General features: G+C 65.1%; 22 protein-coding genes and 1 tRNA gene. 13 read left to right on the top strand and 10 right to left on the bottom strand.

Going from position 1 to position 21,365, the window contains the following annotated elements; all coding sequences use genetic code 11:
• Nucleotides 1-51 precede the first annotated feature (51 nt).
• The 4 genes from ABFX23_RS08165 to ABFX23_RS08150 all read left to right on the top strand — a co-directional run bounded on the left by ABFX23_RS08165 (nucleotide 52) and on the right by ABFX23_RS08150 (nucleotide 3,061).
• Complete coding sequence (locus tag ABFX23_RS08165; RefSeq protein WP_346032604.1) at nucleotides 52-1,467, top strand: dihydrolipoyl dehydrogenase family protein; 1,416 nt, start codon at nucleotides 52-54, stop codon at nucleotides 1,465-1,467.
• On the top strand, nucleotides 1,467-2,453 hold the full coding sequence (locus tag ABFX23_RS08160; RefSeq protein ID WP_346032603.1) for a radical SAM protein: 987 nt from the start codon (nucleotides 1,467-1,469) through the stop codon (nucleotides 2,451-2,453). The genes ABFX23_RS08165 and ABFX23_RS08160 overlap by 1 nt, the downstream gene beginning before the upstream one ends.
• A 59-nt stretch (nucleotides 2,454-2,512) precedes the next feature.
• Nucleotides 2,513-2,929, top strand: coding sequence for a DUF2147 domain-containing protein (locus tag ABFX23_RS08155; protein WP_346032602.1), 417 nt, complete (start codon nucleotides 2,513-2,515; stop codon nucleotides 2,927-2,929).
• 58 nt (nucleotides 2,930-2,987) lie between these two features.
• Nucleotides 2,988-3,061, top strand: a tRNA-Gln gene (locus ABFX23_RS08150).
• A gap of 16 nt (nucleotides 3,062-3,077) precedes the next feature.
• On the opposite strand, the gene ABFX23_RS08145 is transcribed toward ABFX23_RS08150, so the two are convergent.
• The gene (locus ABFX23_RS08145; protein WP_346032601.1) at nucleotides 3,078-3,947 is read right to left on the bottom strand and encodes a LysR family transcriptional regulator; all 870 of its coding nucleotides are present in this window, start codon (nucleotides 3,945-3,947) and stop codon (nucleotides 3,078-3,080) included.
• Between the two features lie 108 nt (nucleotides 3,948-4,055).
• Here ABFX23_RS08145 and ABFX23_RS08140 point away from each other — a divergent pair, with 108 nt between their 5' ends.
• The 3 genes from ABFX23_RS08140 to ABFX23_RS08130 are packed head-to-tail and all read left to right on the top strand — an operon-like array spanning nucleotide 4,056 to nucleotide 8,330.
• Complete coding sequence (locus ABFX23_RS08140) at nucleotides 4,056-5,402, top strand: proton-conducting transporter transmembrane domain-containing protein (RefSeq protein WP_346032600.1); 1,347 nt, start codon at nucleotides 4,056-4,058, stop codon at nucleotides 5,400-5,402.
• Between the two features lie 21 nt (nucleotides 5,403-5,423).
• Nucleotides 5,424-7,955, top strand: a complete 2,532-nt coding sequence (locus tag ABFX23_RS08135; RefSeq protein ID WP_346032599.1) for a DUF2309 domain-containing protein — start codon at nucleotides 5,424-5,426, stop codon at nucleotides 7,953-7,955.
• Nucleotides 7,956-7,970: 15 nt separating this feature from the next.
• Complete coding sequence (locus tag ABFX23_RS08130) at nucleotides 7,971-8,330, top strand: P-II family nitrogen regulator (RefSeq protein WP_346032598.1); 360 nt, start codon at nucleotides 7,971-7,973, stop codon at nucleotides 8,328-8,330.
• A gap of 12 nt (nucleotides 8,331-8,342) precedes the next feature.
• Here the strand turns inward: ABFX23_RS08130 and ABFX23_RS08125 are convergent, their stop codons facing one another.
• The 9 genes from ABFX23_RS08125 to ABFX23_RS08085 form a co-directional block, all read right to left on the bottom strand.
• A complete protein-coding gene (locus ABFX23_RS08125) occupies nucleotides 8,343-9,632 on the bottom strand; it encodes a PepSY-associated TM helix domain-containing protein (protein ID WP_346032597.1) in 1,290 nt (429 codons plus the stop codon).
• 5 nt (nucleotides 9,633-9,637) lie between these two features.
• Nucleotides 9,638-10,207: a hypothetical protein gene (locus ABFX23_RS08120; protein ID WP_346032596.1), complete on the bottom strand. Its 570-nt coding sequence runs from the start codon at nucleotides 10,205-10,207 to the stop codon at nucleotides 9,638-9,640.
• Nucleotides 10,207-12,318 (bottom strand): TonB-dependent siderophore receptor, encoded by a 2,112-nt coding sequence (locus tag ABFX23_RS08115; protein WP_346032595.1) that lies wholly within the window; start codon nucleotides 12,316-12,318, stop codon nucleotides 10,207-10,209. Before ABFX23_RS08115 ends, ABFX23_RS08120 begins: the two co-directional genes overlap by 1 nt.
• Before the next feature lie 225 nt (nucleotides 12,319-12,543).
• The gene (locus tag ABFX23_RS08110; protein ID WP_346032594.1) at nucleotides 12,544-13,806 is read right to left on the bottom strand and encodes an adenosylmethionine--8-amino-7-oxononanoate transaminase; all 1,263 of its coding nucleotides are present in this window, start codon (nucleotides 13,804-13,806) and stop codon (nucleotides 12,544-12,546) included.
• Nucleotides 13,803-14,420: a dethiobiotin synthase gene (bioD, locus tag ABFX23_RS08105; RefSeq protein ID WP_346032593.1), complete on the bottom strand. Its 618-nt coding sequence runs from the start codon at nucleotides 14,418-14,420 to the stop codon at nucleotides 13,803-13,805. Before bioD ends, ABFX23_RS08110 begins: the two co-directional genes overlap by 4 nt.
• Nucleotides 14,417-15,571 (bottom strand): aminotransferase class I/II-fold pyridoxal phosphate-dependent enzyme, encoded by a 1,155-nt coding sequence (locus tag ABFX23_RS08100; RefSeq protein WP_346032592.1) that lies wholly within the window; start codon nucleotides 15,569-15,571, stop codon nucleotides 14,417-14,419. The genes bioD and ABFX23_RS08100 overlap by 4 nt, the downstream gene beginning before the upstream one ends.
• A gap of 10 nt (nucleotides 15,572-15,581) precedes the next feature.
• Nucleotides 15,582-16,619 (bottom strand): biotin synthase BioB, encoded by a 1,038-nt coding sequence (gene bioB / locus ABFX23_RS08095; protein ID WP_346032591.1) that lies wholly within the window; start codon nucleotides 16,617-16,619, stop codon nucleotides 15,582-15,584.
• A gap of 111 nt (nucleotides 16,620-16,730) precedes the next feature.
• The gene (locus ABFX23_RS08090; RefSeq protein ID WP_346032590.1) at nucleotides 16,731-17,078 is read right to left on the bottom strand and encodes an ArsR/SmtB family transcription factor; all 348 of its coding nucleotides are present in this window, start codon (nucleotides 17,076-17,078) and stop codon (nucleotides 16,731-16,733) included.
• On the bottom strand, nucleotides 17,078-17,716 hold the full coding sequence (locus ABFX23_RS08085; RefSeq protein WP_346032589.1) for a peroxiredoxin: 639 nt from the start codon (nucleotides 17,714-17,716) through the stop codon (nucleotides 17,078-17,080). Before ABFX23_RS08085 ends, ABFX23_RS08090 begins: the two co-directional genes overlap by 1 nt.
• A gap of 77 nt (nucleotides 17,717-17,793) precedes the next feature.
• Here ABFX23_RS08085 and ABFX23_RS08080 point away from each other — a divergent pair, with 77 nt between their 5' ends.
• The 6 genes from ABFX23_RS08080 to ABFX23_RS08055 are packed head-to-tail and all read left to right on the top strand — an operon-like array spanning nucleotide 17,794 to nucleotide 21,355.
• Nucleotides 17,794-18,723, top strand: coding sequence for an MBL fold metallo-hydrolase (locus ABFX23_RS08080; RefSeq protein WP_346032588.1), 930 nt, complete (start codon nucleotides 17,794-17,796; stop codon nucleotides 18,721-18,723).
• Nucleotides 18,720-19,169 (top strand): YeeE/YedE family protein, encoded by a 450-nt coding sequence (locus ABFX23_RS08075; protein WP_346032587.1) that lies wholly within the window; start codon nucleotides 18,720-18,722, stop codon nucleotides 19,167-19,169. The genes ABFX23_RS08080 and ABFX23_RS08075 overlap by 4 nt, the downstream gene beginning before the upstream one ends.
• The gene (locus tag ABFX23_RS08070) at nucleotides 19,166-19,369 is read left to right on the top strand and encodes a YgaP family membrane protein (RefSeq protein WP_346032586.1); all 204 of its coding nucleotides are present in this window, start codon (nucleotides 19,166-19,168) and stop codon (nucleotides 19,367-19,369) included. Before ABFX23_RS08075 ends, ABFX23_RS08070 begins: the two co-directional genes overlap by 4 nt.
• 3 nt (nucleotides 19,370-19,372) lie before the next feature.
• Nucleotides 19,373-19,786, top strand: a complete 414-nt coding sequence (locus ABFX23_RS08065; RefSeq protein ID WP_346032585.1) for a DUF6691 family protein — start codon at nucleotides 19,373-19,375, stop codon at nucleotides 19,784-19,786.
• Nucleotides 19,786-20,115: a protein tyrosine phosphatase family protein gene (locus ABFX23_RS08060; protein WP_346032584.1), complete on the top strand. Its 330-nt coding sequence runs from the start codon at nucleotides 19,786-19,788 to the stop codon at nucleotides 20,113-20,115. The genes ABFX23_RS08065 and ABFX23_RS08060 overlap by 1 nt, the downstream gene beginning before the upstream one ends.
• A gap of 13 nt (nucleotides 20,116-20,128) precedes the next feature.
• Nucleotides 20,129-21,355: an NAD(P)/FAD-dependent oxidoreductase gene (locus ABFX23_RS08055; RefSeq protein ID WP_346032583.1), complete on the top strand. Its 1,227-nt coding sequence runs from the start codon at nucleotides 20,129-20,131 to the stop codon at nucleotides 21,353-21,355.
• Nucleotides 21,356-21,365 lie beyond the last annotated feature (10 nt).

The following is a 21,365-nucleotide window of genomic DNA, read 5'->3' as shown; positions in this document are numbered from 1 at the left end:
CGAGTTCACGTTCGTCGGCCATCCTGAAACAGTTGTTGGAAGGGAATTTTCTTGAAATACACGCATGACGTGATCGTGATCGGCGGCGGTGCGGCAGGGCTTACCGCCGCGGGCGGCTGCGGGCTATTCGGTCTAAAGACTGCCCTCATCGAAGGGCACAAGATGGGCGGGGAGTGCCTGAACAACGGCTGCGTCCCCTCCAAGGCGCTGATCGCTGCGGCGAGGCGCGCCGCCGAAGCGCGCGAGGAGAAGCGGGCCGGCGTGCAACTTTCCGCGCCGATCGTGGAGTGGAGCGGCGTTCACAGGCACATCCACGATGCGATTGCCCATATCGAGCCGCACGATTCGCCAGAGCGGTTCGAGGAGATGGGCTGCGAAGTCATTCTGGGTTGGGCGAAGCTGACCGGGCCGAAGAGCGTCGAGGTCGACGGCCGCACGCTCACCGCGCCGCGCATCGTGATTGCCACGGGCTCCGGCCCGCTGGTGCCGGACGTGGAAGGGCTAGGGAACGTGCCCTACCTCACCAACGAGAATCTGTTCGACCTGACCGAGCAGCCGGAGCACCTCGTCATCATCGGTGGCGGCGTGATCGGCATGGAAATGGCGCAGGCGTTCTGTCGGCTCGGCAGCGAAGTGACCGTGATCGAGCCGGGCGAACTGATGAAGCGCGACGACCGCGACAGCGTGGCCGTGGTGAAAGCCGCGATGGAAGCCGAGGGCGTGCGCTTCGTCGGCGGCAAGGCTGCGAAGCTATCAGGCGGAGAAGGCGCGATCACCGTCACCACCGATAGCGGCGAGGATATCACCGGCTCGCACCTGCTGATCGCCGTGGGGCGCGAGGCGCGCACCTCAGGCTACGGACTGGAGGAACTGGGCATCGAACTGGGCCGCAACGGCATCAAGGTGGACGAACGCCGGCGCACGAACCTCAAGCACATCTATGCCATCGGCGATTGCCGCGAGGGGCCCCGCCTGACGCACGTATCGGGCTACGAAGGATCGAACGTGGTGCTGGAAATCGCGCTTGGCCTGCCCGCCAAGGTGGACTGGCGCGCGCTGCCCTGGTGCACCTACACCGAACCTGAAATCGCCCAGATCGGCATGACCGAGAGCGAAGCGCGCAAGGCATTTGGCGACAAGCTGACCGTCGTAACCGAAGGTTTCGACCACAACGAGCGCGCCATTGCGGAAGGACTGGACAAGGGCCACCTCAAGGTGATGCTGAAGGGAAAGAAAGTGGTGGGCGCATCCATCTGCGGCGTGAACGCTGGCGAACTGCTGTTGCCGTTCACCCAGCTGATCACCGGGAAGAGCGGCACCTTCGACGTGGGCGGCGCGGTAATCTCCTATCCCACCCGCGCGGAAATCGTGAAGGCAGCTGCGTTCAAGGCGTGGGAGCCGACCGTCTTCGGCAAGTGGCCGAAGAAATGGGTCTCCCTGCTGGCAAAGATGCGGCGCGCCTTCTGATGGCATCGCGCGCGAAGACGAGGAATGCGCCTGCGGGCGTGTCGCCCTTCACCGTGGATGGCGAACGCCTGCCGCCCGGCAAGTTCATCGATCCGCAGGTGACTGCCAAGGGAGAGCAGCGCGCCAGCGTCGGGCTGACGCGGCTCGATACGCTGTGGTTCGCCACCGGCACGCTGTGCAATCTCGCCTGCGCCAACTGCTACATCGAGAGCAGCCCAACCAACGATGCGCTGGTCTACATGGCCGCCAGCGACGTGACGCGCTTCCTCGATGAAATTGCAGACAGGGATGTGCGCGAAATCGGCTTCACCGGAGGGGAGCCGTTCATGAATCCCGAGATCATCACCATGATCGAGCATGCCCTGTCGCGCGGCCACGAGGTGCTGGTCCTCTCCAACGCGATGAAGCCGATGCGGCGGCACGAGGCCGATCTGCTGCGCCTGCGCGAGACCTACGGCGACAAGCTGACCGTGCGCGTTTCCATCGATCACCATAGGCAGGATGTGCACGAGGCGGAGCGGGGGCCGAATAGCTGGGCACCCATGCTGGAGGGGATGCGCTGGCTTTCGGCCAATGGATTCTCGCTCGCTGCTGCCGGGAGAAGCCTTGCGGGAGAAACGCAGGAGCAGGCGCGCAATGCCTATCGCCTGCTGTTCGAGGCCGAGGGCATTGCCATCGACGCCTTCGATTCCGCGCGGCTCGTGCTGTTCCCGGAAATGGACGCCGAGGCAGACATCGCGGAAATCACGACCGGCTGCTGGGACATTCTGGGCAAGTCGCCGGACGAGGTGATGTGCGCGACGCAGCGAATGGTCGTGCACCGCAAGGGCGAACCGGCGCCGCGCGTGGTCGCCTGCACGCTGCTGCCCTACGATCCCGGCTTCGACCTGGGGGATACCGTGGCTGAGGCGGACCGCGAGGTGCCGCTGAACCACCCGCACTGCGCACGCTTCTGCGTGCTGGGCGGGGCAAGCTGTTCGGCCTGAACGGCCTGATCGGCATCGGCCTCAGGTGCCGTTCACGCCGTTCATGCGTATTGGGAAGCATGACGCTGAAAAACCTCGCCCCCTTCGCCGCTATCGCGCTGCTTGCCACACCCGCCGCTGCGCAGAGCAGCATCGACGGAACCTACGTTGATTCGGGCGGCTATACGGAGATCACCGTCGCCCCTTGCGGCAATGCCCGGTGCGGGGAGATCACGCGGATCATCAAGAACAAGCCGGGCGAGCCCAATCGAGACATTCACAACGACGATCCCGCCCTGCGCGACCGCCCGATCCTCGGCATCACCATCCTCCAGAACCTGCGCTGGGACGATGGCGCATGGCGCGGGGAGGTCTACAATCCAGAGGATGGCAACACCTACCGCACCGAAGTGCGCCGCCGCGCCAACGGTGCGCTGGAGGTGAAGGGCTGTGTCGTGCTGTTCTGCCGCACCCGCGTGTGGCCCGCCGCCCGCTAGTACAGCCAGACTAGGGTTGACCGAATCCGGAGGCGGCGTTAATGGCGCCCACCTCTGGTGCCCCGTCCTCTAACGGTAAGAGAGCGGACTCTGACTCCGTCAATCAAGGTTCGAATCCTTGCGGGGCATCCATTTCCTCTTCATCCGATCAATGGCGCTCCCGTTCCAGTGCGGCGACGATGTGCTGAGCAAGTCGGTGTGCGGTGTCTGACAGGCCCGACGCCTCTATCAACGCGATCTCCGTGTCGTAGAGTTGAGGCAGGTCCTCGTCCCCGATGATTGCGCTGAGAGAATCGGGCACCATTTCCCGGGGCAGGACGGCGACTCCCAGACCTTCCTTCACGGCTGAAAGGCTGCCCGAAAGGCTCGTGGACGTGTAGGCTACTCGCCATTGCCGACCCATGGCATCAAGCGCGTCCGTGGCGCGTTTTCGGTAAACGCAGGGTTCCGGGGAGACAACCAACGGCACGGCCTGCAAGTCCCGCACTGCCAATTCGTCGCGCGCCACCCACACCAGCGGTTCACGCCAGACGCGCATGCCTTCCAGCGGTGCCGACGGCTCGCGCTTCACCAGCACGAGATCGAAGTCGCCGGAATGGAACCTCTCGAGCAGGTTCAACGTGAGGTCGCAGGTAACTTCGAGTTCGACCAGGGGATGTGTGCGGGAGAAATCGGACAGCACTCCGGGCAGGTGCGCGGTCGCGAAATCTTCCGGCACGCCGATCCTGACCTTGCCGCTCATGTCCGGCTCGAACAACTGGGCGATGGTGGCATCGTTTAGCCGCAGCATCTGGCGCGCAGGCCCAAGCAGCCGGTTGCCCTCTTCCGTCAGGCTGAGCGAGCGCGGCGTTCGTTTCAGGACCGATCGACCCAGCTGGTCCTCCAGCCGCTTGATCTGCAGGCTGACGGTGGACTGCGTGCGTCCCAGTCGCTCGCCCGCGCGGGTGAAGCTGCCGGTTTCGGCGATCGTGACGAAGCAGCGAAGCAATTCGAGGTCGAGGGTGCGGGAAGCTGGCATCGGGCGAGGCTAGACCTGGCCATTTGTATATTCAATAGTTGCTATTTTAAAAACTCGTTTCCTTAATCATTGGCTCGTCGGCATTGGCGCCTCCCGAAAGGAGGCCTCATGGCTTTGACATCGCCGCGCATCACATGCTCGAGGGCAGGTCGGCTCGTCGCCGGTGCGCTCTGGATCGGCTTCTTCGCAATGCCCATCGCCGCCTTCTCCGGGGCTGACATGCTTTCCGTGATCGTGGGGGCACTGACCTTGTTCGTCGGTGCCATCACCGCCAGCTTCTCTCGCCGCTACATGCGCAGCGACCCGGTCGAAGCGCGCTTTTTCGGCAATCTCGGTCTTCTCGTGCTTGCAGTCCTGGTGCTGGCCTTTGCCGGAAACGTGCTGCTGATCGCGCTCGGCTGGTGCCTGAGCGGGTGGGCGCTTGCGCGGCTGGTGGGGCACTCATCCGGCCTCGAAGATGCAAGCGCGGCCCGCCGCCGGACCATGCGCAGTTTCGTTCTGGGCGACGGTGCGCTCCTCGCCGCGCTAGGGCTGCTGGCATGGCATGCCGGTTCCATCGATCTGGCGGTGGTGGCTGACCGCGCGGGGAGCCTTTCGCCATTCCTCCTGACGCTGGCGGCGCTGGGCCTGCTGATCGCTGCAGCCGCCCGCTGCGCCCTTCCGCCCTTCTCGGGATGGCTGATGTCTTCCATGACTGCACCCACGCCCGTTTCGGCCCTGATGCATGCCGGACTCGTCAACGCCGGCGGGTTCCTGCTGCTGCGCTTTGCGCCGGTTTTCGAAATGGCGGACATAGCCCGCTTCGCGGCTGTCGGAACGGGACTGTTCGCCGCTTTCTGGGGACTGGGCATCATGATGGTGCGGCCCGACATCAAGGGATCGATCGCGGGTTCCACCGTGGCGCAGATGGGCTTCATGATCATGAGCTGCGGCCTTGGCGCCTATGCCGCTGCACTGTGGCATCTGGTTGCGCACGGCCTGTTCAAGGCATGGCTCTTCCTCGGCTCCGGCTCTGCGATCGGCATGGCGGGCAACCGCAGGTCCGTGCTCGTCGATCCGAAGCTGGCCACGGCGACGGCAGCCATGCTGTTCGCAGGGGTGGGGGCGGCGATCTTCTCCGGGCTGGCGAGCGCCGGGGTGGTCCCCCTGGCCCTGGGCCTGCTGACCGGACTGACGACCCTGGCCGCTGTCTTGGGAGGAGATTTGCGTGGCCGGACGCGCATCGGCCTTGGCGCGATCATCGCCGGGCTGTTCGCCGTCAACGGGCTGGGACTGTTGTTTGCCGCCAAGGCCTTTTCATCGCAGCCGCCGGCCCTGCTCGGCTCGTGGGAGGCGCTGGCGCTCTTGGCGGTCTTTCTTGCCACCTGGACCGCTCAACACGGTCGCCTTGCCGCCCGCCGCCCGCTTCCCCCCGCGCTCTATGCGGCACTGATCAATGCCGGCGCGCTGCGCTGACGAACAGCAGGAGAAACCAGCATGAACATGATGCCCACCGCTGCCGCCATGGACCAGATCTTGACCCGGTCCGAAGTTGCCGGCCTGATAGCGCTGGCGTCTCGGAGCGTGGCGCCCCTGTGGCCGCTGGAAAGCGCCATTGGCGTGAACCCGCTCGCCGCTTTCGAGGATCTGCCCTTCGCTGAAGCCGTGTCGAAGGCTTCCGCCCGCTTCGGTGCCCGGGGCAGCCTCCCGATTCCTGTCTGGAGGCGTCTCATGCATGCGGGGCGAATCGATCCGCAGCTGCTTCGTGACGCGGCGATTGCGCGGCTGGGGACGATCTACCGCGCTCTTGCGACAGTCGCGCCCGGGCTGAGCACGCTGGACCTGCTGATGGCGCGGCTGCTCGAGATCGAAATTGCCGAGCAGCCGGAACAGGTTGGCAAGCTCGCGCCCGATGCGGCCTTCATCGCCAAGTGGTGCGGGGCATATTTCGACCAGGGGCTGGCTGCGTCGCCGATGCCCTATCGCGAACTGGGCCTTTACCGGGCGGTGCTGGCCATGGCCGGCAGGGATAGCGACTTTCGCCGCCTTGCCGGGAAAGCAGGAGCCGAATTGCTGCTGACCGTGCCGCGCGACCCGCTGGAAGCGATCGCGGAAGGGCTGGCCCTGTGCACTCGGGACGAGGACCACATCGACCACCTCGAAAACCTCGTTGCGCGGCTTCCCGGTTGGGCCGGCCACATCCGCTGGCTGCGCGAGCACGCCGATCCGGTAACGACCAGCGAGCCGGCAACCTCTATGGCGGACCTGCTCGCGCTATGGTTCCTCATGGAGCGCGCAGGCTGCGTTTCCGAACGACCGCAGCCGAGCGGGAAAGTCGATGCGGTGCCCGCTCTTGCCCGACATTTCGGCTTTGACGCGGCGTCCCTCGACGACCGGCAAGCCGAACGCCTCCGCGAGATCGCGGCGATGCCGGACGACGAACTGGGCGCGATTTTCATGCAGGCTGCCGAATGGACCTACGCGAACGACCTCGTGCCGAAGATCCAGGCGGCAGTCAGGAGCGCCGAGCCGCAACCAAAGGCCGACGCGCAGCTGATGTTCTGCATCGATGTGCGTTCCGAACCCTTCCGCAGGGCGCTGGAGGAGCAAGGCAACTACGAGACATTCGGCTACGCCGGTTTCTTCGGCCTGCCCATTGCGCTGCATCCTTTTCGGGAAGACCGGCGCAGGAAACTGCTGCCGGTGCTGCTCTCCCCACAACACGATGTCGAGGAGCGCGGCGTTCCGGGCCGCGAGCAGGAGGTCGCCGATCTGGAAGCCGTTACCGCCCGCGATGCAAAGGCGGCGCAGGTCTTCGGCGCGGCCAAGCTGGGCACCTCCACGGCCTTTGCCACCGCAGAGGCCATGGGGCCGCTGGGCGCCCTTGCAATGGTGGCGCGAACGCTGACGCCGAAGGCCGTGCGCCGTGCCTCGTCCGCCTTCCGGCCCGACCGCAACCGGGCGTTGCGCCCGGACGCCGATGGTGCGGTCGACGCCGGAAAGGCCGTGCCTTTTACCCTCGAAGACAAGGTCGGATATGCCTCCGCCCTCTTCAAACTGACGGGGCTACCGGCCGAAACGTCACGGCTGGTCGTTCTTGCCGGTCACGCGGGATGCGCGGTGAACAATCCTTATGCCGCAGCACTGGATTGCGGAGCATGCGGCGGTCATGCGGGGGGATCGAACGCGCGGATACTCGCTGCGTTTCTCAACGATCCGGAGGTGCGCGAGGAACTGGCGGCGAAGGGGGTTGCCATCCCGTCCACCACCCATTTCCTGGCCGCAGAACACAACACCACCACCGACGAGGTGACACTGTTCGACCATGACGAGGTGCCTGCCAGTCACCATGCCGACCTGCAGAAGTTGACGCGTGACCTCGCGCGGGCGGCCGTCGGCAATCGCGAAAAACGGGCAAGCCGCCTGGGCCGCGCGCCCGACGACTTGCTGACAGGCGCCGCACACTGGGGCGAAATCCGGCCCGAGTGGGGGCTGGCAGGCAATGCCGGCTTCATCGTTGGCAAGCGAGAGCAGACGCGATCGATCGATCTCGAGGGGCGCGCCTTCCTGCATAGCTACGACTGGGAGAAGGATGCGGACGGTAGTGCACTCACAACGATCCTCACCGCGCCCATGGTGGTGGCCCAGTGGATCAATTGCCAATACCTGTTCTCGACCATCGACAATCGCCACTACGGCGCCGGTGACAAGACCACGCACAATGTGATCGGCGGTATCGGCGTCGTGCAGGGCAACGGTGGCGACCTGCGGATTGGCCTGCCCCGGCAGTCGCTCTTCGCGGACGATGGCACCCCCTTCCACGTCCCGCAGCGCCTGCTCACGGTGGTCGTCGCTCCGCCAGGCCGCGTGCAGGCGATCGTCGAGAGCAACGACCTGCTGAGCCGCCTGTTCGATAACGGCTGGGTCCGGCTGGTCGTGGTGGACCCGGAAAACGGCAAGGCGCGAAAGTGGCGTTCACGGGCGACAGCGCCTGCCGAAGGCGCCGCGCCTTTATCCGTAAATGGCTGATCAGGAGGAAACCAAATGAGCAATTCGGACTCGCCCACCCTGCAACTTCACCGACGGCGAAAAATCGAAGTGGTGGTCCACGCCGAAGACCGCAATCTCGTGGAAGACATCCTGAAGACCGCGGGCATTTCCGGCTGGACCATGATCCGCGATGTCTCAGGGATGGGACACAGCGGGTTTCATGACGGCAAATCGATATTCAACGACAAGACCGGGCTGGTGATGTTCGTAGGGGTCGGCGGCGAAAAGGAAATCTCCGAAGTGGCAGGAGCCCTGGCTCGCCTTTTCGAAAGGCTTGCGGGGGTGACATTCCTCTCCGACGTCGAGGTCATACGCTCGGATTATTTCACCGCGACGAACGAGATCGCTGGTTGATCGAAAGCCCAATCAATCCGGGCGCGCGTCGGGAGCCGGCTCGCTGGCCCGCATTGCCGCGAGGGCCACGGTCAGCAGGAAGGCTACCCAGAAAATCGCGGTGAACGGCGCTTCGTTGCCGACTGCAATCCGGATGAGGAGGGTGAGGGCAAGGGCCCCGGGGGCTGCCCATACCACCGCATGCCAGGCGGCTCTCAGGCGCGGCTCGTGGATCCCGCGCCTGCGCCGCTTGCCCAGCCAGATGAAAGTGCCTGTTGCGCAGACTGCAGTCAGCGCGAGCCCCAATACGATATAGGCGATCTTGACGGTCAGCCCGCCGTAATTCCCGAAGTGCAGGTTGTAGATCGAGGCGGCCGCCTGCTGGCCAAGCGCGCCGTTGGCAAGCCCAGCCGTTCCCGTGAACGCGCCATCCGCGGTGAAGTTGTAATATTCGCCGAAGATCAGTCGCCGGTCATGCGTTCCTACCATCTGCATGTGTTGTCCGGCCGTCCCCGGATCGTGGAGGATGGCGTAGGTCACTTCCACGTCGGGGTAGTTGGCACTCATGTAGGTCAGAGCCGCGACCGCGTTCGGCATGGTCGAAGGTGCCGGATCGGCCTCCGGCTCATCGCCGAACAGCGGAGCATAGACTGCCTCGACATCGCCGCCGTAGCTTGCGGTCGCAATGCCGTAGGCAGCAAGCGTTGCCAGCCCGATGATCGCCCCGGTCAGCGCGATCGCGAGCGTGAAGGGCAAGGTCCACACGCTCAATCGGTTGTGCCAGTCCGCCAGGGCTACGCCGCCCTTGTTCCGCGAGCGCAGGCGGAACGCATCGCGGAAAATCTTGGGATGCGCGATGACGCCCGTCACCGCCAGGGCGATCATCATCGCGCCCAGCAGGCCGACGATGCTGATCCCCACCAGCGTGGGAAGGTTCAACGTATAATGCAGCCCGTAGAGAAATTCCGACCAGGCGTTTTCCTCGGGCAGCACGATGCTGCCCTCTGCATCGACATGCAGGGCCTGCGTATCGGTGGTGATGGTGGTTCGGGGCAGGCCGTCCACCGGCATGTGCACGTAGAGATGGGTGGTCGGTTCATCCTCGCGGGCGATCACGGCCTCGACAGCGCGTTGCACGGCCGCAGGGCTGATCTCGCTCATCTCGGGCGCATCGGGCTGCTCGAAGCGCTGCCATTCCTCGTAGAGGACCAGGACGGTGCCGGTCAGGCATACGAGATAAAGCAGCGCGCCTCCGATGAGGCCGATGGCGGCGTGGGCCGAAAGCCCGCGCTTCACGGTGGAAGGATCCATGGCGAGTGTCATTTCGGTCAGCCTCCTGCCATCAGTGCGGGGGCGAGCGGGAGGCTCACCGCCAGCAAGGCGACGAACTGCGCGCGCCGTGTTTCGAGCATGAGCACGAGCGTGGCGAGCGCTCCCCACGCGATCGGTACGACGAACAGGGCGGCGGCATTGGCATCGGCTTCGGACCAACCGAGTCCGATGGCGCCTGCCCGCAGCGCTATTGCCAGTGCCACCGACGCGGCGAAGCCTGCGACCACCACCAGCGCGAAGGTGGCGAGCCTGCCTCCCATGCGGAGCGGGCCGTCACCGTCCGGCAACAGACGCACCCGCCGACCGGGGCTCCTGCCGGGCCGGGATGGCGAGGTCGCCGCGGCCCAGGACAACACGGCGAGCGCAATTCCCATCGCGACCAGCGACACGATGGCCGCCCCCCATGCGCCTGCGGCGATCCCGCCACACACGCAGCCCGCCACCAGCAATGCCCAGCCAGCCAGGTTCGCAGAGTGCGAACGACCCTTCAGCGACCATGACCAGCGCAAGACACCGATCCCCAGCGCCGCAGCGGCCATCCCGGCCCAGAGCAGGAGGTCCGCCATCAGAAACGGCGCGTCAGCGTTGCGTAAACGTTGCGCTCCGCTCCCAGGAAGCAATCGCCCCGGGCAAGGCATGCCGAATAGTATTCGTCGTCGAACAGGTTCGTCGCGTTGAGAGCGAGACTCCAGTCGTTCCAGGAGAGTTCTGCGACAGCGTCCACGAGCGTGTGGCCCGGCGTCACGATACCATCGGGAAATGCCGCGCCGTAGGACACGTTCTCGCCCGCGTGGCGCACGCCGCCGCCAAGCAGCAGGGTCACGTCATTGCCGAGATCGAACGGGCGGGTCAGCCAGAGGGAGGCATTGGTCTTGGGGACATTGTCGAGCTGGCGATTCGTGCCCTCGATCTCCGCCTCGTTGTAGCTGAAGTTGGCGATGACGGTGAAATCGCCCGGCAGGCGTGCGCTGGCCGATGCCTCGAACCCGCGCGAGAACGATTCGCCCGCCTGCACCTGGTCGGTCGGATCGGGCGTGGAATCGTCGCTGATCGGGCGGCCTTTTTCGCGAATGTCGTAGGCCGTCAGCGTAACCAGCACGTTGTCCGTGGGATGGATTTTCAAGCCCACTTCCCACTGTTCGCCCTGCTTGGGGACGAATGGCGTACCATCGCTCGTCGTCCCGGCAATGGGCTCGAAACTCTCGGTATAGCTGACGAAGGGCGAGACGCCGGATACGACTTCGGCGATCACGCCGGCGCGGAATGACGTTGCGCTGGAATCGATGGTCTCGGTTCCGAAGCTGCTGACCGTCACGTTGTCCCGGCGCGCGCCCAGCACCAGCGAAACGCGGTCGAAGAAACGGATCTGGTCCTGGAGATAGAAGCCGAGCTGTTCGGTTTCGGTATCCTGCGTACTGCCGAAGATGAATCCCGGATCGCCCGCACGCGGAATGTCGAAGCCGAAGTCGGACAGCGCGCCGTAATCGATATCGTAGATGTCGATGGTCTCGAGCGCGAGGCCGTCTTCCTTGCGGACCCGGTTCCACGAGTAATCGACGCCTGCGAGAAGAATATGCTCGATGTTGTCGCCGGTGTTGAAGTCGAACTGCAGGTTGTTGTCCGATGAAGCGATCTCCAGCGTGGCATAGCTGCCGCTGGCATAGTTGCCGATTATTCGCTGGTCGTCGTCGAGATAGGGATTGGCGGGGTTGGAATAGCTGTTCGGGTAGTGCGTGAAGTAGGTCAGGTCGCTGTCGATGTAGCGACCGCGCATGTTGAGCCGCACGTTTTCCGAGAAGTTCTGGCGGAACAGCGCCGTCCCCTGGGCCAGGCGGCCGTCGTAGCGGTCATAGCCCGGTTTGCCGATGAAAAGATCCTGCGGCAGCTGGCCATTCGGATTGGGCAGGAGGGTGCCAACCAAGGGTAGGAATTGCGAGGTCGAGCCGCCGTCGTCCTCTTGGTAGAGACCGATGAGCGTCAGCTCGGTATCCATGCCGGGTGACCAGGTCAGCGAGGGCGAGACGAGGACCCGGTCATCGGGCACGAAATCGGTCTGGGTGCCACTGTCGCGGACCCGCGCAACCACGCGCCCGGCCAGCGTGTCCCCGATCGGGCCGGTGAAATCCGCCAGCGCCTCGAAACGGTCGTATGAGCCGTAGCGAACAGAGATCTCTCCAGACGGCGAGAACTCCGGGGTCTTGGAAACGAGGTTGATGATGCCGCCAAGCGATCCCGAACCGAACAGGACGGACGAGGGACCGCGGATGACCTCGACCTGGCTGAAATTGTAGGGATCGGCGCGGATGCTGGCGTAGAAGCTGAAGATGTCGCGCATGCCATCGCGGAACTGCAAGGCGTCGACGCCGCGGACGAAGCCGCCGTCCACGCGGCCATCCGGGCCGTAGGGGTTGGAATGCACGCCCGCGACGTAGTTCAGCGTGTCGGAAATCGAGATTGCCCCCTGCGCCTCGTAAAGTTCGGCGGGCACGACCGTTACCGGTTGCGGCACCTCGATCGCTGGAACCGGGGTCTTGGTCGCGCTCTCGCTCTGCAGTCTTTCGCCGGTGACGACGATCGGCTCGCGCTGCGGTTGTTCGGCGGGCGCTGCCTCCCGCGCAAATGCTGCGTTCGAGGCAAGGGCGCTGCTGGCGAGCAGGAGCGGCAAGGCAAACTTCATGGATTATCCCTCATTATTGCTTGTTCGCATGCTTTTGCGAATCATTCGCAGCGCCAGTAGTGAGAAAGATTCTCATTAGCAACAAAAGAAGCGGGAATTTTTGGCGAAGATCCGGCAGCTGGGGTTGGTCTGTCTTGCGCGATGGCATGGAGAGGGAGGCCGCTCTCTCGCGGTCACGCTGTCACTTCAGATGATAAGAAGCCCCTGGTGCGCCTCGAGGCGCGTTCAGCGGGTGCCGCAGCTTTCGATAGCGGATGCCATCACCTCGGCCACGCGGTCTGTATCGGCTTGCGAGATGCAATAGGGCGGCATGGTGTAGACAGTGTTGCCCAGCGGCCGGATCAGCACGTCGTGCGCGAAGAAATGCGACCGCATTTGCGGGCCGATCTCGGCGAGGTAGCCCGCGTCGTCACCCACGGCGACATCGAAGGCGATCATGGTGCCGCACTGGCGCGGATTCGTCACATCAGGACGTCGCGCCAGTTTCGCCAGTACCGCGCCGAGCGTGTCCGAGAGGACTGCCACGCGCTCCAGTACGGGTTCCTCCTGCCAGATCCGCACATTGGCGACCGCAGCCGCGCAGGCGATGGGATTGGCGGTGAAGCTGGAGGAGTGAAAGAACAGCTTGGAGCGGTCGGTGGAGTAGTGCGCCTCGAAAATCGGTGCCGTCGCCATGGTGACGGCCAGCGGCATGGAGCCGCCCGTCAGCCCCTTGGCAAGGCACAGGATATCGGGCGTTACGCCCGCCTGCTCACACGCCAGCAGGGTGCCGGTGCGGCCCCAGCCGGTCATCACCTCGTCGGCGATGAACAGCACGCCGTGCCACGCGCAGATCGCGCGCATCTCGGCCAGCACCCGCGGCGGATAGGTAAGCATCCCGCCCGCGCCCAGCAGCAGCGGCTCGACGATGAAGGCGGCGACATCGCCTGCCGCGCAGGCCGCTTCCAGCGCATCGAGGCTGGGTTGCGGGTCGGCGGCGGGGAAAGGCACGGTGCCCACGTCGAACAACAGCGGGGCATAGGGGCGGTTGAACACACCGCGCGCGCCCACGCTCATCGCGCCGATGGTATCGCCGTGATAGCTGTGTTCCAGCACCAGGATGCGGTGCCGCGCCTCGCCCCGGTTGTGCCAGTACCCCAGCGCCATCTTCAGCGCGACTTCCACCGCGGTAGATCCGCTGTCGGAATAGAAAACGTGGTCGAGGCCGTCGGGCATTATCTCCACCAGGGCTCGCGCCAGCGTCTCTGCCGGTTCGTGGGTCCAGCCGGCGAAGATCAGCTGGTCCAGCTTCTCGGTCTGCTCGCGAACGGCGGCCATGATCGCGGGGTGGTTGTGGCCGTGCGTCGTCACCCACCAGCTGGAGATCGCATCGATCACGCGCCTGCCGTCGGCGGTGTGCAACACGGCCCCCTCTGCATGGGTGACGAGGGGAATGTCCTCTTCCAGGCCATGCTGATGGAAAGGATGCCAGACCGGTGAGCGGGTCATGAGAGCAGGTCCACGCGGATATGAGTTGCGAAGGCGGCGGCCAGCGTGTCGGCATCGAGGGGAGCCAGGCGAGGGAGGCGGCCGAGGTGCGGCACTTCGGCAATGCGCGTGATCGCGCCTTCGGCCACCGGCTCTTCCTCCCCGATGAAGGCGACGCCCGCAACGGGGAGGCCGCGTGTCGTGAGTGCTTCTATCGAAAGCAGCGTGTGGCTGATCGTGCCGAGCGTGGTTCGTGCCACCACGATGGCGGGCAGGCTCCAGCGTGCGAACAGGTCTGCCGCCAGCAAATCCTCGCGATAGGGCACCAGCACGCCGCCCGCGCCCTCGACTACCAGCGGGCCGTCGACCTGCGGCAGGGCCAGCGCCGCGTCGTCGATCTGCACCCCGTCCACCCGCGCGGCCTCGTGCGGGGAACAGGGCGTTTCGAGGCGATAGGCTTCGGGCAGAACCGTCGCCTCCGGAGCAAGGCGGGCAACGGCCTGGCTGTCGGTCTCTCCTTCCAGCCCCGCCTGTGCGGGCTTCCAGTAGCTTGCCTTCAGCGCCTGCGAGAGCCCGGCGGCGAACACGGTCTTGCCGACGTCGGTATCTGTTCCGGTGACGATAAAGCGGGTCATGCTTTCTTCCATGCGGCAACGGCAGCCAGCACCGTGTCGATATCGTCTTCGCCGAGCGTCGAGCGTAGCGCGAAACGGATGCGGCTGGTGCCGTTGGGGACTGTTGGCGGACGGATGGGCAGGGCAGCGATACCGCTAACCAGCAGGTGTTCGCCAAGCGCCAGCGCATCGGCCTCCGCCCCGACCACCAGCGGAACGATCTGCGTGGTGGAGCCGAGCGTCTCGTAGCCCAGGTTCTGCAACCCGGCGCGCAGACGGTCGCCCAGCGCAGCGAGATGCGCGCGCTCTTCGTCCATGCCCGGCACCAGTTCCAGCGCGGCGTCCATCGCGCCCAGCATCGCGGGCGGGGGCGCGGTGGTGAAGATCAGCCCGGCGCACATGTTGACGAGGTATTCGCGAACCACGGCCGGGCAGGCGATGTAGGCACCGAACCCGCCCAGCGCCTTGCTGAACGTGCCCATCACGATCTGCGCGCCCGGATGGTCCGCCGTCAGCCCCGCGCCGCCCTTGCCCAGAACGCCCGTGGCATGGGCCTCGTCCACATAGAGCATGGCATCGTGTTGTGCGGCCAGGGCATTGAGGCGCGGCAGGTCGGCGCGGTCGCCGTCCATGCTGAACACGCTCTCGGTGACGATCAGCCGCGCGGGCGCGTTGGCGTGCTCGTGCAAAAGCGTGTCGAGATGGCCATAGTCGTTGTGGTCGTAGAAATGCGCGTCGGCATTCGATGCACGCAGTCCGGCATGGATAGAATTGTGCACCAGTCGGTCGGCGAAAATCACCGTGCCCTTCGCCGCCTTGGCGAGCGCGGGGATCGCGGCGGCGTTGGCTTGCCAGCCGGTGGCAAACAGCAGGGCGGCTTCGGTCCCCTTGAACGCGGCGACCTTGTCCTCGACCTCCAGATGCAGCGCGCTGGTGCCGGTGATCAGCCGCGATGCCCCCGCGCCCGCGCCGTACTGGCGCACGTAGTTGGCGGTGCGCTCCACCAGCAACGGGTGCTGCGCAAGGCCGAGATAGTCGTTGCTGGAGAAGTCCAGTAACTCGCGCCCGTCTCGTACCAGCCTGCCGCCGGAGCGCATCTCCACCGCGCGCAGCGCCCGCGTGCGGTGCTTCGCTGCGATGACCTCGAGCGACTGGCGAATATGGTCGAGCATGGCTGTCGGCTCAGGTGAGTTCGGCTTCAGCCTCAGCCTTGGTCGCGCAGCTTCCCGAGCAGCCGCCTACCGCGCGCATGGGTTCTTGACCTTCCATCGCCTTCAGGCCGAGGCGCGCAAACAAGGCGGCATCGCTATCATCGCCCGCATTGGGAGCGGTCAGCAGCTTTTCGCCGGTGAAGATCGAGTTCGCGCCCGCCATGAAGGCCAGCGCCTGCGTGGCATCGCTCATGGACTCGCGGCCGGCGGACAGGCGCACCATGCTCATCGGCATGCAGATGCGCGCCACCGCCACGGTGCGTACGAATTCGATGTCGTCGATCTTCGCCATCGGCGTGTCGGCCAGCATGTCGCCCAGCGGCGTGCCCTTTACCGGAACCAGCGCATTCACCGGCACGCTTTCGGGATGCCGCTCCAGCGTGGCGAGCGTGTGGACGAAGCCCACCCGGTCCTCGCGCGTCTCGCCCATACCCACGATGCCGCCGCTGCACACGTTGATGCCTGCCGCGCGCACGTTTTCCAGCGTGGTGAGCCGGTCCTCGTAATTGCGGGTGGTGATTACGCGCTCATAATATTCGGGGCCCGTGTCGATGTTGTGGTTGTAGTAATCGAGGCCCGCTTCCTTCAGCTGCTCCGCCTGCGACGGGGTGAGCATGCCCAGGGTCATGCAGGTTTCCATGCCCATCTCGCGCACGCCTTTCACGATCTCCACGATCTTGGGCATGTCGCGTTCCTTGGGGTTGCGCCATGCGGCGCCCATGCAGAACCGCTGGCTGCCGGCATCCTTCGCCTGCGCAGCCGATTGCAGCACCTGGCGCACGTCCATCAGCTTGGTCGCTTCCACGCCGCTGTCGGCGTGGGCGCTTTGCGAGCAGTAGCCGCAGTCTTCCGGGCAGCCGCCGGTCTTGATGGAAAGCAGGGTGCACAGCTGCACTTCGTCCGCGCTGTGATGTTCGCGGTGCACGCTGGCCGCGCGGAACAGCAGTTCGGTGAAAGGCAGGTCGAAGAGTTCGGCGATCTCTTCGCGGGTCCAGTCGGTGCGGATCATGCGGGTTTTCGTCCTGTTTTGCGTACGGCTCGACGCTTTGCATCACCCTTTGGCAAAAAAGGACGCCCGCGTGAAGCGCTGTGGCGATCGGATGCGCGGGCTAGACGGAGCCTAGATATGAAGCCTGGCGAAATTGGCGACGCCGGAGGCCGGTCTGCGCCCTCCTTGCTCGGTCTCGGCCAGAGCGCTTGCGGGAGCCATGTCTGAAAAAGCGCGGGCAATGGTGCCGATCGCATGGGCATCCAGCGAGTAATAGACAAGCTTCGCCTGCCTGCGCGTTTCCACCAGCCCTGCCTTGCGCAGGATGGCGAGCTGCTGCGACAGCGTCGGCTGGCCGATGTCGGTCGCCTCCTCGATCTCGCCGACGTTCAGCTCACCGCGCGACAGGGCCTGCAGGATCGTCAGGCGCGAGGGGTGGGCGACCGCTTTCAGCGCTTCGAGAAGCTGGCCTTCGTCCATCACTTGCGCTCCTGCCAGAACCAGTCGCCTGGGTTCTCGGCAGCATAGACGGCGTCGAGAGCCTCTCCGGGAGGGCTGAGCAGGGCATCGCCCTTCTTCCAGTCGGCGGGAGTGAGGGCTGCATTCTTGTCCGCCGCCTGCAGCGCGTCGAGGATGCGCAGCATCTCCGGGATCGAGCGGCCCACGTTGGGCGGATAGCAGGTAATCGCGCGGATCGTGCCTTCGGGATCGATGAAATAGGTGCTGCGCACGCCCCAGTTGTCGGCATCGCCGGGCATGGTCATGCCATATGCGCTGGCGATCACCATGGTCGGATCCTCGATCACCGGGAAGCGCACTTCCACGTCGAACCTGTCGCGGATCAGGCGCAGCCAGGCGAAATGGGAGAACAGGGTGTCGATCGACAATGCCATCAACGCACAGTCGCGCTTGGCGAATTCATCGGCCTTGCGGGCGAGCGCCACGAATTCCGACGTGCAGACCGGCGTGAAGTCCGCAGGGTGCGAGAACAGCACGAGCCATTCCCCGCGAAAATCGGCAAGGCTCACATGCCCGGTGGTGGCGCGTGCGGAGAAGGCCGGCGCCTTGTCGCCGATGCGGGGCGGGACGGGAATTGCGTTGTCAGTTTCAGATTGCATGCAAGTGACCTAGCACTTGACGCGACTCGAAGCAATACATATTATCAGTTTACGAAATTGATAAGAGGAACGTGAAAATGAGCACAGACCAGGCCCTCGCCATTGCCAGCGCGCAGGTCAAGCGCGCTCGCGACGACGAAACCAAACGTCCGACAATCGCGGGATTCTTCGACGAAGCGACCTACACCATCAGCTATGTCGTGCACGATCCCGCCACGAAAGAGGCGGCGATTATCGACTCGGTGCTGGACTATGCGCCAAATTCGGGTCGAACCTCGTTCGGTTCGGCGGACCTCATTATCGAATACGTCGAAACCAATGACCTGAAAGTGACGTGGCTGATCGAAACGCATGCCCATGCCGATCACATTTCCGCCGCGCCCTACCTGCAGGAAAAACTGGGCGGCAAGCTGTCGATCGGCAAGGATATCATCCGGGTGCAGGACGTGTTCGGCAAGCTGTTCAACGCCGGCACCGACTTCGAACGGGACGGATCGCAGTTCGATCACCTGTTCACCGACGGCGAGACCTTCAAGGTGGGCGAGCTGGAAGGCATTGCCCTGCATGTGCCGGGCCACACGCCTGCCGACATGGCTTTCATCATCGGCGATGCGGCTTTCGTGGGCGACACGATCTTCATGCCCGATTTCGGCACCGCCCGCGCGGATTTCCCCGGCGGCGATGCAGGTCAGCTGTTCCGCTCGATCCGCCGCCTGCTTTCGCTGCCCGACGATACGCGCCTGTTCCTGTGCCACGATTACAAGGCACCGGGCCGCGACGTCTATGCCTGGGAAACCACGGTCAAGCAGCAGCGCGAGGAGAACGTGCACGTGAAGGACGGTGTGACCGAGGAGGAATTCGTGGAAATGCGCACCACCCGCGACAAGACGCTGGACATGCCCACGCTCATCATGCCCTCGGTGCAGGTGAACATCCGGGGCGGTCGCTTGCCGGAGCCGGAGGATAACGGCGTCTCCTACATCAAGATTCCGGTGAACGCGGTATGACGATCCCCGGATTTCCCGATGCAGCGCCCGTGGACGGGCTGATCGGCGGCGCGCTGATCGGCCTGGCTGCGGCGATCATGCTGCTGGCCTTGGGCCGCATTGCCGGTGTTTCCGGCATCGCGGCGAAAGCCGCCGGTCTTGGCGGCAGCGGCATGGACCGGATCGGCGCGTGGGCATTCGTGATCGGCCTGCCGCTGGGCGCGCTGGCCGTCATGCTGGCCAAGGGCGGACTGGAGCCTGCCTTTGCCGGGCCTGTCCCGCTGATCGTGGCCGGGCTGCTGGTCGGCTTCGGCACGCGGCTGGGCAGCGGCTGCACCAGCGGCCACGGCGTGTGCGGCATCAGCCGCCTCTCGGGCCGCTCCATCGTCGCCACAATCACCTTCATGGCCGCAGGCATCGCCACGGTCGCCGTAATGAACTTGCTTGGATGGGAGGTACTGCAATGACGAAGAACATGGGTTCACTCGATCGCACGCTGCGCATCGTCGCCGCGATTGTCCTTGTCGCACTGGCTGCGACGGGCACCATCACCGGCACGCTCGCTATCGTCGCCTACGTCGTTGCGGCGGTGTTCGTGCTCACCAGTCTCGTGCGCTTTTGCCCGGCCTACCTGCCGTTCGGCATCAACACCTGCGGCAAGGGCTGAGCCATGAAGACACTCTTCTCCCTGATTTCCGGCGTCCTGTTCGGCGCCGGCCTGACCGTAGGCGGCATGACCGAACCTGCGCGGGTGCGCGGTTTCCTGGACCTGTTCGGTGACTGGGATCCGACGCTCGCCTTCGTCATGGGCGGCGCGTTGATCGTGATGGCGATTGCCTGGCGCATCGTGCCCGGCATGGCCCGCCCGATCTTCGAGGACGATTTCCATGTCCCCACCAAGAACGAGCTGACTCCGAAGCTGATCGGCGGCGCGGTGCTGTTCGGCGTGGGCTGGGGGATCGCGGGCCTGTGCCCCGGCCCGGGCTTCGCGGCGCTGGCGATCGAGCCTGCGGGCGCGGCGATCTTCGTCGTCTCGATGTTGGTGGGCATGGCGCTGCTGCGACTGACCGAAGGAAGAACCTGATGGAACCGAAGAAATTGACCGATAGCCTCTCCGTCGCCGGACAGGTGCAGCCCGAAGAGGTGGAGCAACTGGCCAAGGCCGGGTTCAAGGCCATCATCTGCAACCGTCCCGACGACGAGGAGCCGGGCCAGCCCGACTTCGCGGAGATCGCCGCCGCTGCCGAGGCGCAGGGGCTGGAAGTGCGCCACATCCCCGTCGATGCATCGCGTCCCGTCGAAATGCAGAAGGATGCATTCGCCCGCGCGCTGGCCGAACTGCCCGCGCCCGTGCTCGCCTATTGCCGCACCGGCAACCGCTGCACGCTGTTACACCAGGCCGTAACCGGCTGAACCGGAGATCACCATGACTGCCCACCAGAGCCACCACACCGTCGTGATCGCTGGCGGCGGATCGGCCGGGATTGCCACCGCCGCCTCGATCCTGGGTCGCCACCCGGGTCTGGACATCGCGATTATCGAGCCTGCCGACGAGCACTATTACCAGCCCGGCTGGACCATGGTGGGCGGCGGCGTGTTCGAGAAGGACGAGACCGTGCGGCCCGAAGCGTCGGTGATGCCAAAGGGCGTGACCTGGCTGAAAGCCGAAGTCACCGGCTTCGATCCGGAGAACAAGGCGGTCGAATACGCAGACAATGGACGCGTCACCTACGATGTGCTGGTGGTGGCGATGGGCAACCGCTTGGCGTGGGAAGAGATCGTGGGGCTGGAGGAAACGCTCGGGCGTAACGGCGTTACCTCCAACTACCGCTACGACCTTGCGCCCTACACCTGGCAACTGGTGCAACAGACCCGCGAGGGCCGCGCGCTGTTCACCCAGCCGCCCATGCCGATCAAGTGCGCGGGCGCGCCGCAGAAGGCGATGTATCTCTCCTGCTCGGAATGGGAAAAGCGCGGCGTCCTCGGCGATATCGAGGTGGAGTTTCACAACAACGGCGCCGTGCTGTTCGGGGTGGCCGACTATGTCCCCGCGCTGATGGAATACGTCGAGCGATACGGAATCGACCTCAATTTTGGTTCCACGCTCACCCGCGTCGATGGCCCGGCGAAGAAGGCGTATTTCGCCACCGAGAACGGCGAGGTTGAGCGCGAGTTCGACATGCTTCACGTCTGTCCGCCGCAGAAGGGCAATCCGATCGTCGCTGCCAGCGTCCTGGCGAACGACGCGGGCTATGCCGAGGTGGACCAGCACACGCTGCAACACGTTCGCTACCCCGATGTGTTCGCGCTGGGCGATTGCGGCAGCACGCCCAATGCCAAGACCATGGCGGCAGCGCGCAAGCAGGCGCCGGTCGCCGCCGTCAACGCGCTGGCACGGCTCGAAGGCAAGCCACTGAAAGGCAATTACGACGGCTACGGCAGTTGCCCGCTGACGGTGGAGCGCGGCAAGATCGTGCTCGCCGAATTCGGTTATGGCGGCAAGCTGCTGCCGACTTTCCCCAAGTGGGTGATCGACGGCACCAAGGCCACGCGCGCTGCCTGGACACTGAAGGTTGACGTGCTGCCCGGCATCTACTGGCACGCGATGCTGAAGGGGCGCGAATGGATGGCCCGGCCCATCGGCGGGGCCTGACGCGACCGCA

This window comes from Erythrobacter westpacificensis, from assembly GCF_039542285.1.
GTDB lineage: Bacteria > Pseudomonadota > Alphaproteobacteria > Sphingomonadales > Sphingomonadaceae > Alteraurantiacibacter > Alteraurantiacibacter westpacificensis.
This window is presented reverse-complemented; position numbering and strand designations above follow the sequence as displayed.